13 protein-coding genes and 2 tRNA genes are annotated in these 16268 nt (G+C 43.3%); all 15 read left to right on the top strand.

From position 1 onward, the window contains the following. Positions 1-41 precede the first annotated feature (41 nt). The 15 genes from ACT170_RS08815 to ACT170_RS08745 all read left to right on the top strand — a co-directional run bounded on the left by ACT170_RS08815 (position 42) and on the right by ACT170_RS08745 (position 16179). Entirely contained in the window at positions 42-2438 is a 2397-nt protein-coding gene (locus tag ACT170_RS08815) for a primosomal protein N' (protein WP_444818222.1), read from the top strand. 17 nt (positions 2439-2455) lie between these two features. After that, positions 2456-3391 carry a methionyl-tRNA formyltransferase gene (gene fmt, locus ACT170_RS08810; RefSeq protein WP_444818221.1) on the top strand — a complete coding sequence of 312 codons (936 nt, stop codon included), beginning with the start codon at positions 2456-2458 and terminating at the stop codon, positions 3389-3391. Next, on the top strand, positions 3381-4703 hold the full coding sequence (gene rsmB, locus ACT170_RS08805; protein ID WP_444818220.1) for a 16S rRNA (cytosine(967)-C(5))-methyltransferase RsmB: 1323 nt from the start codon (positions 3381-3383) through the stop codon (positions 4701-4703). The genes fmt and rsmB overlap by 11 nt, the downstream gene beginning before the upstream one ends. 43 nt (positions 4704-4746) lie before the next feature. After that, positions 4747-5484 (top strand): Stp1/IreP family PP2C-type Ser/Thr phosphatase, encoded by a 738-nt coding sequence (locus tag ACT170_RS08800; protein WP_037604753.1) that lies wholly within the window; start codon positions 4747-4749, stop codon positions 5482-5484. Next, on the top strand, positions 5484-7355 hold the full coding sequence (gene pknB / locus ACT170_RS08795; protein WP_022496268.1) for a Stk1 family PASTA domain-containing Ser/Thr kinase: 1872 nt from the start codon (positions 5484-5486) through the stop codon (positions 7353-7355). The genes ACT170_RS08800 and pknB overlap by 1 nt, the downstream gene beginning before the upstream one ends. Before the next feature lie 144 nt (positions 7356-7499). Further along, entirely contained in the window at positions 7500-8258 is a 759-nt protein-coding gene (locus ACT170_RS08790; protein ID WP_049545271.1) for a potassium channel family protein, read from the top strand. Positions 8259-8419: 161 nt separating this feature from the next. Beyond that, on the top strand, positions 8420-9118 hold the full coding sequence (gene liaF, locus ACT170_RS08785; RefSeq protein WP_049545272.1) for a cell wall-active antibiotics response protein LiaF: 699 nt from the start codon (positions 8420-8422) through the stop codon (positions 9116-9118). Then, positions 9115-10125, top strand: a complete 1011-nt coding sequence (locus ACT170_RS08780; protein WP_013990239.1) for a sensor histidine kinase — start codon at positions 9115-9117, stop codon at positions 10123-10125. The genes liaF and ACT170_RS08780 overlap by 4 nt, the downstream gene beginning before the upstream one ends. Further along, complete coding sequence (locus tag ACT170_RS08775; protein WP_002884791.1) at positions 10115-10759, top strand: response regulator transcription factor; 645 nt, start codon at positions 10115-10117, stop codon at positions 10757-10759. The genes ACT170_RS08780 and ACT170_RS08775 overlap by 11 nt, the downstream gene beginning before the upstream one ends. 302 nt (positions 10760-11061) lie before the next feature. Further along, positions 11062-11133 (top strand) — tRNA-Gln (locus ACT170_RS08770). A gap of 29 nt (positions 11134-11162) precedes the next feature. After that, positions 11163-11234: transfer RNA gene (locus ACT170_RS08765), tRNA-Glu, on the top strand. A 220-nt stretch (positions 11235-11454) separates the two neighbouring features. Further along, positions 11455-11973 (top strand): ribosome maturation factor RimM, encoded by a 519-nt coding sequence (rimM, locus tag ACT170_RS08760; RefSeq protein ID WP_002884411.1) that lies wholly within the window; start codon positions 11455-11457, stop codon positions 11971-11973. Then, positions 11963-12682, top strand: a complete 720-nt coding sequence (gene trmD, locus ACT170_RS08755; RefSeq protein WP_002886864.1) for a tRNA (guanosine(37)-N1)-methyltransferase TrmD — start codon at positions 11963-11965, stop codon at positions 12680-12682. Before rimM ends, trmD begins: the two co-directional genes overlap by 11 nt. 1 nt (position 12683) lies before the next feature. Next, a complete protein-coding gene (locus ACT170_RS08750; protein WP_444818219.1) occupies positions 12684-13682 on the top strand; it encodes an NAD(P)/FAD-dependent oxidoreductase in 999 nt (332 codons plus the stop codon). 82 nt (positions 13683-13764) lie between these two features. Then, positions 13765-16179, top strand: a complete 2415-nt coding sequence (locus ACT170_RS08745) for a DNA translocase FtsK (protein ID WP_444818218.1) — start codon at positions 13765-13767, stop codon at positions 16177-16179. Positions 16180-16268 lie beyond the last annotated feature (89 nt).

Genomic DNA, 16268 nt, shown 5'->3' with positions numbered 1-16268 from the left:
TTGTATGATACTGGTCTTAAGGAAGTGACAGGAGGAAATTTATGGTTTTAGTAGCACAAATTATTGTAGACGTTCCTCTGATGCAGACGGACAGACCTTATAGTTATCTTATCCCTGAAGCTATGCAAGATCAAATTGCCCTTGGTATGCGAGTGCATGTACCTTTCGGTAAAGGAAATCGTCTATTGCAAGGCTTTGTTATTGGCTTCGAGGAGCAGGAGGATTTAAGAGACTTTCCTGAATTAAAACCTATTGCTGAGCTTTTAGATTATGAGCCAGTCCTTAATCAGGATCAACTGGATTTGGCTAATCAGATGCGACATACGGTCTTTTCCTATAAGATTTCCATCTTGAAGTCAATGCTACCTGGTCTCCTTAATTCTCAGTACGATAAGGTTATCATGGCGACTGATAAACTGGATGAAGAGGATAAAAAGATTTTTCTTCAGGGGCAGGATCATGTTCTTTTCTCGCAGTTGTCAGAGGAGCAGCGTCAAGCCATTCCTCGTCTGGTCCAGTCTGGGCGTGTAACGGTTGATTACCTTGCTAAGGATAAGCAGAACATTAAGACTGAGAAGCACTATAGTGTTCAAAAGGGCATTCTCGAGACTTTGGATATTTCGCAACGGGCCAAGAAACGATTGGAGTTGCGGGACTTCTTGCTCGAGAAGAGTGAGCCAGGGAAGGTGGCAGACCTCCACAAGCTTTTTTCACGAGATGTGGTTAAGTTTTTCATTGAAGCTGGTGCCTTGGTCATCACTGAAGTTGAGGTCAATCGTGCCGACAGTTACTTTGAAAAGGTAGAGAAGACGGATTTTCTTGAGCTTAATGTTCAACAGGCGCATGCGGTTGAAGAAATGACGCGCCAAATCGGCCAAGGTGGCAAACCATTCTTATTGGAAGGGGTAACGGGATCAGGTAAGACAGAGGTCTATCTGCATCTTATCGAGAGGACCTTGGCTATGGGGAAAACGGCTATTGTCTTGGTACCAGAGATTTCCCTGACGCCCCAAATGACCAATCGTTTCATTTCACGGTTTGGTGACTTGGTGGCCATCATGCATTCAGGCTTGTCAGACGGTGAGAAATTTGACGAGTGGCGAAAGGTTAGGTCAGGCCAGGCCAAGGTTGTGGTAGGAGCGCGTTCGGCTGTCTTTGCTCCCTTGGACAATATCGGCGCGATCATTATCGATGAGGAACATGAGGCTACTTATAAGCAGGAGTCTAATCCTCGCTACCATGCTAGAGATGTGGCCTTGCTTAGGGCTAAGAGTCACGGAGCCGTGCTTGTCCTTGGTTCAGCAACACCATCTATTGAGACACGCGCGAGAGCTCAGAAAGGGGTTTACCATTTTCTTGAGTTGACTCAGAGGGCAAATCCTAATGCCAAAATTCCTCAGGTGGAAGTGGTGGACTTTAAGGACTTTGTGGGCCGTCAAGAGGCGAGTGATTTTACGCCACCTCTCTTAGAGAAAATCCGAGAACGTTTGGCACGTAAGGAACAAGTTGTGCTAATGTTGAACCGTCGTGGCTATTCCTCTTTTGTCATGTGTCGTGACTGTGGCTATGTGGATGATTGTCCCAACTGTGATATTTCATTGACCTTGCACATGGATACTAAGACCATGAATTGCCACTATTGTGATTTTCAAAAAGCAATACCACATGTCTGCCCTAACTGTCAGAGCCGTCAGATTCGCTATTATGGGACTGGGACACAGAAGGCTTATGACCAATTGACGGAACTTTTGCCAGAAGCCAAAGTGATTCGTATGGATGTTGATACGACACGTAAGAAAGGGGCTCACGAGAAACTCTTGGAGGCCTTTGGAAGTGGTAAGGCCGACATTTTGCTTGGAACTCAGATGATTGCCAAGGGCTTGGATTTTCCAAATGTTACCTTGGTAGGGGTCTTGAATGCAGATACGTCGCTAAATTTACCAGATTTTCGTTCAGCTGAGCGTACCTTCCAACTGTTGACTCAGGTGGCTGGTCGTGCTGGTCGTGCTGACAAGGAAGGGGAAGTTATTATTCAAACCTATAATCCTAGTCATTATGCCATTCGGTTTGCACAGCAACAGGATTATGAAGGTTTCTACGCCTATGAAATGGGGATTCGACGTCAGTTGGCCTATCCGCCTTATTTCTATACGGTAGGAATTACGCTTTCTCACAAGGATGAAGAGTTTGTAGTTCGCAAGAGCTATGAGGTTATGGCTTATTTAAGAGAGCACCTGTCAGACAAGGTGACCTTCCTAGGGCCTACGCCTAAGCCAATTGCCCGAACACATAACCTTTATCACTATCAGATTATTATCAAATACCGTTTTGAGGATAACTTGGAAGAAACGCTTAATAGGGTCCTTGACATGACTCAGGAGCCTGAGAACAAGGACCTGCGTTTGATTATTGATCACGAACCTCAGAATTTTACCTAATCTAGAAAAGGAAGAATATGACAAAATTAGTATTTATGGGAACGCCTGCCTTTTCAGCGACAGTGCTGGAAGGACTTTTGACCGATGAGCGTTATGATATTGTCGCTGTGGTGACGCAACCAGACCGAGCTGTCGGCCGTAAAAAAGAAATTCGCATGACACCGGTCAAGGAAGTTGCCTTGGCGCATGACTTGCCAATTTATCAACCTGAAAAGTTGTCAGGTTCTGAGGAAATGGCACAACTTATGGCGCTTGGTGCTGATGGTATTGTTACTGCGGCTTATGGACAATTCTTGCCAAGTAAGTTGCTTGATAGCATGGATTTTGCAGTGAATGTCCACGCTTCACTCCTGCCAAAATACCGTGGTGGGGCACCTATCCATTATGCCATTATCAATGGTGATGCAGAAGCGGGTGTGACGATTATGGAAATGGTTAAGGAAATGGATGCTGGTGACATGGTTAGCCAAAAGGCCTTGCCAATTCTTGACGAGGATAATGTTGGTACCATGTTTGAAAAATTGGCAGTCTTGGGTCGTGACCTCTTGCTTGAAACCTTGCCTGCCTATATCGCTGGAGAAATCAAACCTGTTCCTCAAGATGCCAGTCAGGTAACATTTTCGCCAAATATTAGCCCAGAAGAGGAGCGTCTTGATTGGAATAAGCCGGCTCGTGACATCTTCAATCAAATCCGTGGTATGTACCCATGGCCTGTGGCCCATACCTTGCTTGATGGCAAACGTTTCAAAATTTATGAGGCGGACTTGGCAGAAGGTCAAGGACAGGCTGGTCATATTATTGAAAAAACCAAGAAGAGTTTGGTAGTTGCGACTGGCCAAGGAGCTATTTCGCTTAAGACAGTTCAGCCTGCAGGAAAACCTCGTATGGCTATTGCTGATTTCCTTAATGGGGTCGGACGCAATCTTGAAGTAGGTGATGTATTTGGCCAATGATTGGAAAAAAACAGCTCGTGGACAGGCACTCGAAGTCTTAGAAGAAGTCTTCCAGGAAGGGGCCTACTCAAATATTGCTCTCAATGCACATCTGAGCAAGTCGCAGCTAACAGATAAGGACAAGGCCTTGGTGACGGAAATTGTCTATGGGACCGTGGCTCGTAAGATTACTTTGGAGTGGATTCTAGCCCATGTCATTGAGGACCGTGATAAGCTTGAACCTTGGGTATATGACTTATTACTTTTGAGCCTTTATCAGTTGGCCTATTTAGATAAGATTCCAGCCCATGCGGTGGTTAATGATGCCGTTTCTATTGCCAAAAATCGTGGCAATAAAAAGGGTGCTGAGAAGCTGGTAAATGCGGTTCTTCGTAAACTATCTAGCCAGCCTTTGCCAGATCCAAGCCAGATTAAACGTGTCAATAAACGTTATTCCGTTCAGTATTCTCTACCTGTATGGTTGGTTAAAAAACTTATCGACCAGTACGGGGAAGACCGTGCCCTTGCTATTTTCCAAAGTCTCTTTGTGAGAAATAAGGCTAGTGTCCGTGTAACGGATGCGTCACGTTTGGAAGAGATAGCGGAGACCACTGGGGCTGATCGTTCAGTCCTATCACCAGTCGGGCTTGTTAAGTCTTCAGGTTACTTTGCTGGGACAGAGTATTTTAAAGAGGGCTTATTGACCATTCAGGATGAGACTAGTCAACTGGTTGCACCAACTTTAGGGATTCAAGGCGAGGAAGAAATCCTGGATGCCTGTGCGGCACCTGGTGGTAAGACGGTTCATATGGCCTCTTATTTGACGAGTGGACATGTGACGGCGCTTGACCTCTATGATCATAAGCTTGCCCTTATTGAAGAAAATGCCCAACGTCTTGGCCTAGCTGATAAGGTTAAGACACAGAAACTGGATGCTAGTCAGGTACATCAAGTCTTTCCGGCTGATAGTTTTGACAAGATTTTAGTGGATGCTCCTTGTTCAGGGATTGGGCTCATTCGTCGGAAACCTGACATCAAATATAACAAGGATCTCCAAGACTTTGAGTCCCTTAAGGCTGTGCAGTTGGATATCCTATCCAGCGTTTGTCAAACCCTACGAAAAGGTGGTATAATAACATATAGTACTTGCACCATCATAGCAGAAGAAAATCAAGAGGTGATTCAAGCCTTTCTTGAGAGCCATCCTGATTTTGAGCAAGTTGCCTTAGACCATCCATGTAAAGACATCGTGGTCAATGGCTGTTTGGCAATTACCCCCGAACAGTATCTAACTGATGGTTTTTTCATCGCACAGTTGCGTAAAAAAGCTTAGGGTTACAGAGGAGGAAATGCTGACGCAAGTCAGAAAGAAAACTATGGAAATATCATTATTAACGGACATTGGCCAAAAACGGTCAAACAACCAAGATTTTGTTAATAAATTTGTCAACCAAGCTGGTGTTACCCTTGTCGTTGTTGCAGACGGAATGGGTGGACACCGTGCTGGAAATATTGCCAGTGAGATGTCAGTAACTGACCTTGGTCGTGACTGGATTAACACTGATTTTCGTGAGTTGAGTCAAATTCGTGATTGGATGATTGCTGCTATTGATGCAGAAAATCGTAAAATCTATGAGCTTGGCCAAAACGAAGAATATAAGGGAATGGGAACAACTATCGAGGTTCTTGCCTTTGTTGATAATGCTGTGATTTTCGCCCATGTCGGGGATTCACGTATTGCCCTTATCCGTAATGGTGAGTATAAGCAATTGACGAACGACCACTCTTTGGTCAATGCTCTTATCAAGGCTGGTCAGTTGACTGAAGAAGAAGCAGCGGTTCACCCACAACGTAATATCATTACGCAATCTATTGGGCAAGCTGCTCCGATTGAGGCTGACCTTGGTGTCCAACAATTGGAACCAGGAGACTATATTTTGGCTAATTCAGATGGTTTGACCAATATGATTTCAGTTGAACAGATTGTTCATATTGTCAACAGCCCTGGTTTCGTCGAAGAAAAAACGAGTCGTTTGGTAGCTGCAGCCAATGAGGCTGGTGGTCATGATAATATTACCGTTGCTCTCATCAAAATAGAAAGTGAGGAAGGATAATGATCCAAGTTGGCAAATTGTTTGCTGGACGTTATCGAATCCTTAAGTCTATCGGGCGTGGTGGTATGGCGGATGTTTATCTGGCTAACGACCTGATTCTGGATAATGAAAGAGTAGCTATTAAGGTGCTACGTACCAATTATCAAACGGATCAGGTGGCTGTGGCGCGTTTCCAGCGTGAAGCGCGTGCCATGGCAGAACTCAGTCATCCTAATATCGTTGCTATCCGAGATATTGGCGAAGAAGACGGCCAGCAGTTTTTGGTGATGGAGTATGTAGATGGTTCGGACTTGAAGAAATATATTCAAGACCATGCGCCACTTTCTAACCAAGATGTTGTGCGTATCATGGGGGAGGTTCTTTCCGCCATGACTCTTGCCCATCAAAAGGGCATTATCCACCGTGACCTTAAGCCACAAAACGTTCTTTTAACTAAGGACGGTACAGCCAAGGTTACAGACTTCGGAATTGCGGTTGCCTTTGCAGAGACTAGTCTAACTCAAACTAACTCTATGTTGGGGTCTGTCCACTACCTCTCACCAGAGCAGGCTCGTGGATCGAAAGCAACTATCCAAAGCGACATCTATGCTATGGGTATTATGCTTTTTGAAATGTTAACAGGTCATATTCCTTACGATGGCGATAGTGCGGTAACCATTGCACTCCAACATTTCCAAAAGCCACTCCCATCGATTTTGGCAGAGAACCGTAACGTTCCCCAAGCCTTGGAAAACGTGGTTATTCGAGCAACAGCCAAAAAACTAGAAAATCGTTATAATAGTACTTTGGAAATGAGCCGTGACTTGGTAACGAGTTTGCATCCTAGTCATCGACGCGATGCCAAGGTAGTCTTTGATGATATGACGGATACCAAGACCTTGCCAAAGGTTGATCCAGTTCCATCAGCAAGCCTTGAGAAAAAGGCCGTTGCTGCTGAGCCATCAGAGCCTACACCTGCTCCAAGTAAACAACCGAGGAAGAAAACGACACCAGCTAAGAAGAAAAAGAAGAATTTCTTCTCAACTTTACTCAAGGTTTTCCTAGGACTTGTCTTTATTGGTATTATCATCTTTGCCTATTTGGTATTTACCAATCCTGATAATGTCCAGGTGCCTAATGTGGTCGGCCAAGAGTTGTCCACAGCTCAGACTAAAATTGAGGGTGCTGGATTTAAGGTAGGAGAAGTTAAAGAAGTGGAAGATGACTCTGTTGATACAGGCAAGGTCATCAAGACTGATCCTACAGCTGGAACTACACGAAAAGAAGGATCAAGCATTGATGTCTATGTTTCTTCTGGTGGTAAAGGTTTCGCTTTGAAAGACTACAAAGGTAAAAATTATAAGGATGCCATTGAGGACTTAACTTCGAATTATGGCGTTTCTGAGGACCAAATTGATATTCAGCATGTCGAAGACGACAGTGCTGAAGAGGGAGAAATCCTATCTCAAAGTCCAGGGAAAAACAAGTCTTTCAATCCTAAGGATAGTAAGGCTAAGATTAAGTTCCGTGTGGCAACTCCTAAGACCGTCACCATGCCTGATGTGACTGGTTTAACGGTTTCAACAGCGGTTCAAACCTTGAATCGTAAGAGTATCTCAAGTAGTAGCATCGAGTACCACGACTATAATACTGGTGCCAAGTTAGATAAGGATAAGGTTCCTAGCAGTACAGAGGTCCTTTATCAAGATCCACAAGCTGGTACAAGTGTTGATGGTACAGTGATTCTCTATGTTTCAGTTGCAACAGCAAGTTCAAGTCTACAGTCAAGCTCAAGTAGTACGACACATTCGTCATCAACGAGCTCAAGTACTGACAGTACAACTTCAAGCACTGAAACCTCGACAGAGGCTACTCACACAGAACTACAATAGATTAAAAAACTTAGACATAATGAAGAGAGGTTATTTAAGCTCTCTTTTTTGCTACCTAGAGATCTTGTCGATAGCCTAAAAAGCCTGCTTGCCAGAGGTCAGAGATTCTTTTATAATGAAGACATCACATATAGGAGAGACGCTATGAGAAACCGTAGAAAACTGAGAAGGTATATCATTACTTACGATATTGTCATAACAGTCCTGGCCCTGATTTCCATTGGCTTGGTTATCTTTGATTTAGTTGGCTTAATTTCAATTGGAAGGCGACCTTTTAGAGTGATAGATCAGTCTATAACGCTCATATTTGCCATTGATTATGCGATTCGTTTCTCCTTAGCACCTCGTAAGCGAATCTTTGTTAAAACACATGTGTTGGACTTGTTGGCTATTATTCCCTATAATGAAGTCTTTACCTTCCTCCGTTTTTCAAGAGTGGGACGCTTTGCCAGGTTGGCCAAACTCTCACGTTTAATTGGTTTGAGTAGCAAGCTCAAGCATATTTCCAATCGTATCAATCGCAGAAATGGCTTTTATTTTCTACTTTCGGTTAATAGTATTATCATTCTTATCAGTAGTGCTGTTATTGCCCGAGTAGAACACCATAATTTTATAGATGCTATTTGGTGGTCTGTAGCAACGGTGACTACGGTTGGTTATGGAGATATCGTCCCTAAAACGCTTGTAGGTAAGGCAGTCGCTGTAATTCTCATGTTTAGTGGGATTGCCACTCTAGGGTTGTTAACTAGCTCTCTTAATAATATTTTTGTGCGGTCAGGTCGTCAGACTGAACGAAAATTAGCTGAGCTTAAGAAAGAATTAGCAGAGCAGCGTGTCATACTGGAGGAAATCAGAAGTACAGTACTAATGATAAAAAGCAAAATGGACGATACTGACGATTAAGATTTTGAATGAAAGACTGTGTTTCCTGTAATGGAGGCACTTTTTTGCTTTCTTCTGCCCCTTTTCTATCTTGGTTACTCAGTGCTCAAACTGGGTCTTTTTGTCAATTGCCTTAAAATTTGATAGAATGAAGCCTGTATACTTTTATTTGAGAGGTCCTTATGACCAAATTTAATTTTTTCTTAGTGGTGGAAGCCCTGCTTTTGACTCTGGGCCTGATTACCATTTTTAATAATGATATTACCAGTTTTATTTTCATACTGGTTTTAACCTTGTTAGCGGTTCGCTTTTTTAATAAGGAATCCAAAAGTGATTTTGTCTTGACCATCTGTTTGATCTCACTTTTTCTGGTTTCCATGTGGAATATCTATGTGGTGCTTGCGATTTTGGTGGGTGTGGCCTATGTTATGATTAACCATTTTTCACAGGTCAAGAAAAAGAATCGCTACGCTCTTATTCAATTCAAGGAAGACGACTTGGATCCTCAGGCTGTGCGAAATCAGTGGATTGGAACTCGGATGGAACCTGTCAGTGATCGTTATGACTTTGATGATATCAATATCATCCGTTTCTTTGGGACAGATGTGATTGATTTGACCCAGGTTATCGTCTCGGGGCGAGATAATGTCGTGATTTTGCAGAAACTCTATGGACCGACGACTATCTTGGTACCAATTGATGTTTCCGTCAAACTCAACATATCGGCAATTTATAGCTCTGTCACCTTCTTTAATGAAGATGAATACGACCTCCGTTATGAAAGCTTGACCTTGCAGGGGGCAGAGTATGAGCATGCCCATCGGACGGTTAAATTGATTCTCAATGTGGGAGCTGGACCAGTGGAGGTACGTCGCAAATGAAGAAACAGTACCTATTTTTAATCCTGATTTATTCGGTTGTTGTTTTGGTTGGTGTTACCCTTGTAGTGATGGATAGCTTTAACCTCAACTTTTCACTGGTTTTCGGCAATCTGTCTCAGGCCTTCCACTTCCTTTTTAACATGGTTTTTGTGGTTCTGAGTTTGCTTATTTTGCTTTATATTCTCTGGGCCATTGCCAATGATAACAGTATGCGTTCAGTCAATCAGGATTTGCGACGTATTATCAATAATCAACCAGTCAAACGTCAGGGAGATATTGAGTTAGACAAGAATATGATGCGCTTATCTCATAAGATGCGTAAATTGACTAAGGACTTGCAGAAAACTGAGAATGCCCAAGCTCTACAAAGCCGTGATATTATCAAGAAGGAGCGCGGACGTATTGCTCGTGACCTTCACGATACCGTTAGTCAGGAGCTTTTTGCGGCTAGTATGATCCTATCTGGAGTCTCTCAGATGGCGGACCAACTAAGTAAAGAAGATTTGCATAATCAGATCCAGGCGGTTGAGGCTATGCTTACAGACGCTCAAAATGATATGCGTGTCTTGCTTTTGCATCTTCGTCCGACAGAGCTTGAGAACAAGACCTTGCAAGAAGGCTTGCAGATGATTCTTAAGGAATTAACCGATAAATCCAATATCCATGTCGTCTACAAGGATATGGTTAAGAAAGTGCCCAAGCGTATTGAAAATAATCTCTTTAGGATTGCCCAAGAGTTTATCTCTAATACCCTTAAGCATGCCAAGGCTAGCCAGATAGAGGTTTATCTCTATCAAAATAGTCAGGAAATTCAATTGAAAATGTTGGATAATGGTGTTGGTTATGACTTAAATGCGTCGACTGACGAGATGAGTTATGGCTTGAAAAATATCCAAGAGCGTGTCGATGAAATGGCAGGAACTGTGCAGTTCCTATCAGCTAAAGGTAAGGGGACGTCTATTGATGTCCGTGTGCCGATATTAAGAGGAGAAGACAATGTCGAATAAGATTAATGTGATTTTGGTCGATGACCATGAGATGGTCCGTTTGGGACTTAAGAGTTTCTTGAATCTCCAAGGAGATGTAGAAGTCGTTGGAGAGGCAGGGAATGGTCGAGAGGGTGTTGATCTTGCCTTGGAACTGCGACCAGATGTCGTCGTTATGGACCTTGTTATGCCTGAATTAGATGGTGTTCAAGCGACTTTGGAATTGCTCAAAGAATGGCCTGAAGCCAAGATTTTGGTTTTGACTAGCTATTTGGACAATGAAAAAATTTATCCAGTCATTGAAGCTGGAGCCAAAGGCTATATGCTTAAAACCAGCAGTGCGGCAGAGATTCTCAATAGTATCCGTAAGGTTTACCGTGGTGAAGAAGCTATCGAAACTGAGGTGGACAATAAGATTAAATACCATGATAGCCATCCGGACCTACACGATGACTTGACGGCACGTGAACGTGATATCTTGGCCCTTTTGGCTAAGGGGTATGACAATCAAACCATTGCTAATGAGCTATTTATTTCGTTGAAAACCGTTAAAACTCACGTGTCTAATATCCTTGGAAAACTCAATGTTGATGACCGTACTCAGGCTGTTGTTTATGCCTTTAGACATCATTTGGTTTCGCAGGATGATGAATAAAGCTATCAACTAAGCTTGTTATCTAGGGGCTAGAGAGGGTTATCATAACTCTTAACCCTAAGTCGGATTTTATGAGTCAAATTCTTTGACTTTATTTCTAGCAAAACATATAATTAAACCATCCTAAAACTTTTCTTTTTTCATATGAGGTTGAAGCGACCTCATATCATCTATCTAAGTTCGCTTAGATGATGAAATCTCCTAACTCCTAGCAATCGGTATTTCCGGTTGCTTTTTTTGAAAAAAAGTTTAAAAAAGTGTTGACAGCCTACTAGTTTTTCTGTAGAATAATAAGAGTCTTTTGGGGTATAGCCAAGCGGTAAGGCAAGGGACTTTGACTCCCTCATGCGTTGGTTCGAATCCAGCTACCCCAGTTCTACCTGAGGGTAGAGACACAGATTATGGTCCGTTGGTCAAGGGGTTAAGACACCGCCTTTTCACGGCGGTAACACGGGTTCGAATCCCGTACGGACTATAAGTACCAGCTAGAGAAAGCTGGTTTTTTTGTGTCCTTTTTGATAAAATAGAGGGGTTGACTGGCCTAGGTCAGACATTTTATACCACTTTAAAATCATAAATAACGAGACCTCGACCCGAAGAAAAACCTTTGTTTTGTGATGGCTGTCAGATGATGATAAGCCCTTGGTCGAGTTGTGGTTTTATTTGAATAAGTAAACAGATAATAAGGAAATGCAATGACATACTATAACGTTGGAAAGATTGTAAATACACAGGGCTTGCAGGGGGAACTTCGTGTTTTGTCTGTAACAGATTTTGCGGATGAGCGTTTTAAGAAGAAGAGTGTCCTAGCCCTTTTTGATGACAAAGATAATTACATCATGGATGTCGAGATTGCGAGTCACCGTAAGCATAAGAACTTTGATATCGTTAAGTTTAAAGGACTTTACCATATCAATGATGTAGAGAAGTATAAGGGCTGTAGTCTTAAGATTGCTGAGGAAAATCTAACAGACCTTGATGACGGGGAATTTTACTATCATGAGATCATTGGCCTTGATGTTTATGAAGGCGACACTTTGATCGGTCAGGTCAAAGAGATTCTCCAACCGGGAGCTAATGATGTTTGGGTAGTGAAACGTAAAGGCAAGAAAGACTTGCTCTTGCCATATATCCCACCTGTAGTTCTTGATGTTGATGTTGCAGCTGGTCGTATTGAGGTTGAGCTCATGGAAGGATTGGACGATGAAGATTGATATCTTGACCCTATTTCCAGATATGTTTGCTCCCTTAGAGCATTCCATTGTTGGTAAGGCAAAGGATAAGGGGCTTCTAGAAATCAACTATCACAATTTCCGTGAAAATGCGGAGAAGGCTCGTCATGTAGATGACGAACCTTACGGTGGTGGACAAGGCATGTTGCTTCGTGCCCAGCCAATTTTTGATACCTTTGACAAGCTAAATGTCACTAAGCCTCGCGTTATTCTCCTAGATCCTGCGGGGCGTACCTTTGATCAGGCCTATGCAGAAGAATTGGCGCAAGAAGAGGAATTGGTCTTTATCTGTGGCCATTATGAGGGCTATGATGAGCGCATCAAAACTTTGGTGACAGACGAGATTTCCTTGGGAGACTTTGTCCTAACTGGGGGAGAGTTAGCTGCTATGACTATTGTAGATGCTACCGTCCGTTTGATTCCTGAGGTTTTAGGTAAGGAAGCTAGTCATAAGGATGATAGTTTCTCATCAGGGCTTTTGGAGTTTCCACAATACACTCGCCCAGCTGAATTTCGTGGCATGAAGGTGCCAGATGTGCTCTTGTCAGGCCACCATGTCAATATTCGACGTTGGCGTATGGAGCAGAGTTTGCGTAAGACCTGGGAGCGTCGGCCAGACCTCTTGGAAAACTATGATTTTACGGATGAAGAACGTCAGATTTTAGAAGAGATAAAAGCAGAAGGAAAATAAAATGTCAGAAGAAAAGATTTATGATATTACCATTATTGGTGGTGGACCAGTAGGACTTTGGGCTGCCTTTTATGCCGGTCTACGTGGCATGACTGTTAATATTATTGAGAGTCTGTCAGAGCTTGGTGGACAGCCTGCCATTCTCTACCCTGAGAAAAAAATCTACGATATTCCAGCCTTTCCTCAAACAACAGGTGCGGAATTGACAGAAAACCTCTTGACTCAGCTTAAGCGTTTTGAAGATCGTGTCAGCATTCATTTGAAAGAGGAAGTTCAAACCTTTGAAAAGACAGATGGCATCTTCACAATTGCTACTAGCAAGGGTCAACACTTGTCTAAGGCTATCGTCATTGCCTGTGGAAATGGTGCCTTCGCCCCACGTCCTTTAGGTGTGGACAATGAAGAAGATTATGCGGATAATAACTTGTTCTATAATGTGCATAGCCTGGACCAGTTTGCTGGCAAGAAAGTTGTGATTGCTGGTGGTGGGGATTCAGCTGTTGACTGGGCCAATCACTTGGATGGTATTGCTGAGAGTGTGACTTTGATTCACCGTCGTGATGCCTTTCGTGCCCATGAGCATAGTGTAGAGCTTCTTCATCAATCGTCAGTTAATGTGATGACACCTTACGTACCCCTTGAAATCAAGGGTGAAAATGGTTTTGCCCAAAGTTTGACCGTTCAAAAAGTGAAGTCAGATGAAGTTGTGGAATTGCCGCTTGATGCCCTTATTGTTAGCTTTGGCTTCTCAACCAACAATAAAAACCTCCGTAACTGGAATGTTGACTTCAAACGCTCTAGCGTTACGGTTAATGCTCAGTTTGAAACTTCACAAGAGGGTGTTTATGCTATTGGTGATGCAGCAGAATATGAAGGTAAGATTGACTTGATTGCTGTGGGAATGGGTGAAGCCCCTATCGCTATCAACCAAGCTATTCAATATATTGATCCAGATGGTAAGAATCGTCCGGTTCACTCAACATCGTTAATTGAAGAATAATGTCAAAAGAAGACTTTGTCTTCAAACTAAGGAGAGACTTGTCTCTCTTTTTTCATGTCTAAAAACGTGGTATAATACACCTATGGCTACAACGAAAAAAACGAAAAAAGGGGCGGCTTCTAAGAATGGTAAGAAGCGTCTTACAAAAGCAGAATTAGACAGACAGAAGGCGATTAAGCGAATGCTATGGACCTTCTTTTTTGCCTTTGTCTTAATTTTCCCAGTCTTTCGATTGGGTTTCTTTGGGGTTACCCTCTATAATCTCTTTCGAGTATTTGTGGGGAGTATGGCTTATCCTTTAATTTTTGCTATCTATGTTTATCTCTTTGGCTTTAAATGGTTACGTAAACATAGTAACTACGTAACAGGATTTTGGATGGTCTTCGCGGGTCTCTTGTTGGAGTTTCACGCCTATCTCTTTAGTCTAGAACGCATGAGTGGTCTGGATATTTTCCCTGGTACCAAGGACTTGCTTTTTGGGGAACTGGTCAGTGTGCAAGTAGCTCGTTTTGCGGGTGGTGGTATGTTGGGGGCTCTCCTATACCAACCGATTTCCTTCCTCTTTTCAAATATCGGTAGCTTCATGATTGGGGTATTGATTATTCTCTTGGGTGCTTTCATTCTTAGCCCTTGGGATGTCTTGGATATCATGGAGTATACTAAGGAAGCATGGCAGAAAGGGGCTGAGAAGCGTTTGGAACGGACGGCTCAACGTCAGGAAAAGAAGGCAGAACGTCAGGCTCAGAAAGAACGTGAGGCGGAAGAACGTGCCGAAGCCGAGCGTCTGGCTGATTTAACTGTTGACGAGGAGACAGGAGAAATCTTAGATGATGCCGCAGAGGAGTTACCACAAGAAACTGAGATTTTTGCACTTGAACCTGAAATCAGTGATTATGCCTCTGAGGACTACTATGATAATCTCCCTCCAGAGGATTATGAGGATTTCCAAGAAGATTATGCACCTTATCCAGAGGATCTGCCAAGAGAGGAGTTTCCCCCATCTATGGTGGTTGAGGGAGATGATGCTCCTGTCGAGGTTGATTTCACACCGAAGGAACTCCTGCAGTATAAATTACCTCATATAGATCTCTTTGCACCTGATAAGCCTAAGAGTCAATCTAAAGAGAAGAACATCGTTCGTAAGAATATTCGAATCTTAGAAGATACCTTCAAGAGTTTCAATATTGATGTCAAGGTTGAGCGAGCTGAAATTGGACCGTCAGTGACCAAGTATGAGGTCAAGCCTGCTGTTGGGGTCCGGGTCAATCGCATTTCAAATCTAGCTGATGACTTGGCTCTGGCTCTAGCTGCGAAAGATGTCCGTATTGAGGCACCTATTCCTGGAAAATCTTTGGTTGGTATCGAAGTGCCTAACTCAGAGATTGCGACGGTTTCTTTCCGTGAACTTTGGGAACAGTCCAAGACGGATCCTAATAAGCTCTTGGAAGTTCCTCTTGGTAAGGCGGTTGATGGTTCGGCTCGTAGCTTTGATTTGGGACGGATGCCTCACTTGCTAGTCGCTGGATCTACGGGTTCTGGTAAATCGGTTGCGGTTAACGGTATCATCTCTAGTATTCTTATGAAGGCTCGTCCTGACCAGGTGAAGTTCCTCATGGTCGATCCGAAGATGGTTGAACTTTCGGTTTACAATGATATTCCTCATCTCCTTATCCCTGTAGTGACCAACCCACGTAAGGCCGCCAAGGCTCTTCAAAAAGTGGTAGATGAGATGGAAAATCGTTACGAACTCTTTAGTAAGTTTGGCGTGCGTAACATTGCTGGCTACAATGCCAAGGTGGAAGATTGGAATGCCCCTTCGCAAGAAAAACAGATTCCCTTGCCTTTAATTGTGGTTATCGTTGATGAGTTGGCTGACTTGATGATGGTAGCTAGTAAGGAAGTGGAAGATGCTATTATTCGTTTGGGACAAAAAGCGCGTGCTGCGGGAATTCACATGATTCTCGCCACTCAACGTCCGTCGGTTGATGTGATCTCCGGTTTGATTAAGGCCAATGTGCCATCTCGTGTGGCCTTCGCCGTGTCTTCGGGAACAGATAGTCGTACCATTTTAGATGAAAATGGGGCAGAAAAGCTACTCGGACGTGGGGATATGCTTTTCAAACCGATTGATGAGAACCACCCTGTTCGTCTACAAGGTTCCTTCATCTCTGATGATGACGTGGAACGTATTGTGACCTTTATCAAGGATCAGGCTTCAGCTGACTATGATGAGAGCTTTGATCCTGGTGAAGTTTCTGAAAATGATTTTGGTGGAGGTTCCTCTGCCAATGGTGGTAGCTCAGAAGGTGACCCACTCTTTGAAGAGGCCAAGGCTTTGGTCCTTGAAACACAAAAAGCTAGTGCTTCCATGATTCAACGCCGTCTGTCAGTTGGTTTCAACCGTGCCACTCGTTTGATGGAAGAATTGGAAGAAGCAGGTGTTATCGGACCAGCTGAAGGTACCAAACCACGTAAGGTTTTGATGACTCAAGAATAATGGACTGGAAAGAGTCTCAAGCCTAGTTCTAAAGGAATTAAAATCGACAAAAGAAATGAGAAAAATGAGTGTTTTGCCATTTATTTTCT

The sequence above is a fragment of the Streptococcus sp. cx1 genome (assembly GCF_052384325.1).
In the GTDB taxonomy this organism is placed as follows: domain Bacteria; phylum Bacillota; class Bacilli; order Lactobacillales; family Streptococcaceae; genus Streptococcus; species Streptococcus salivarius_G.
The sequence above is the reverse complement of the archived record's forward strand: the minus strand, read 5'-3'. Positions and strand labels throughout refer to the sequence as shown.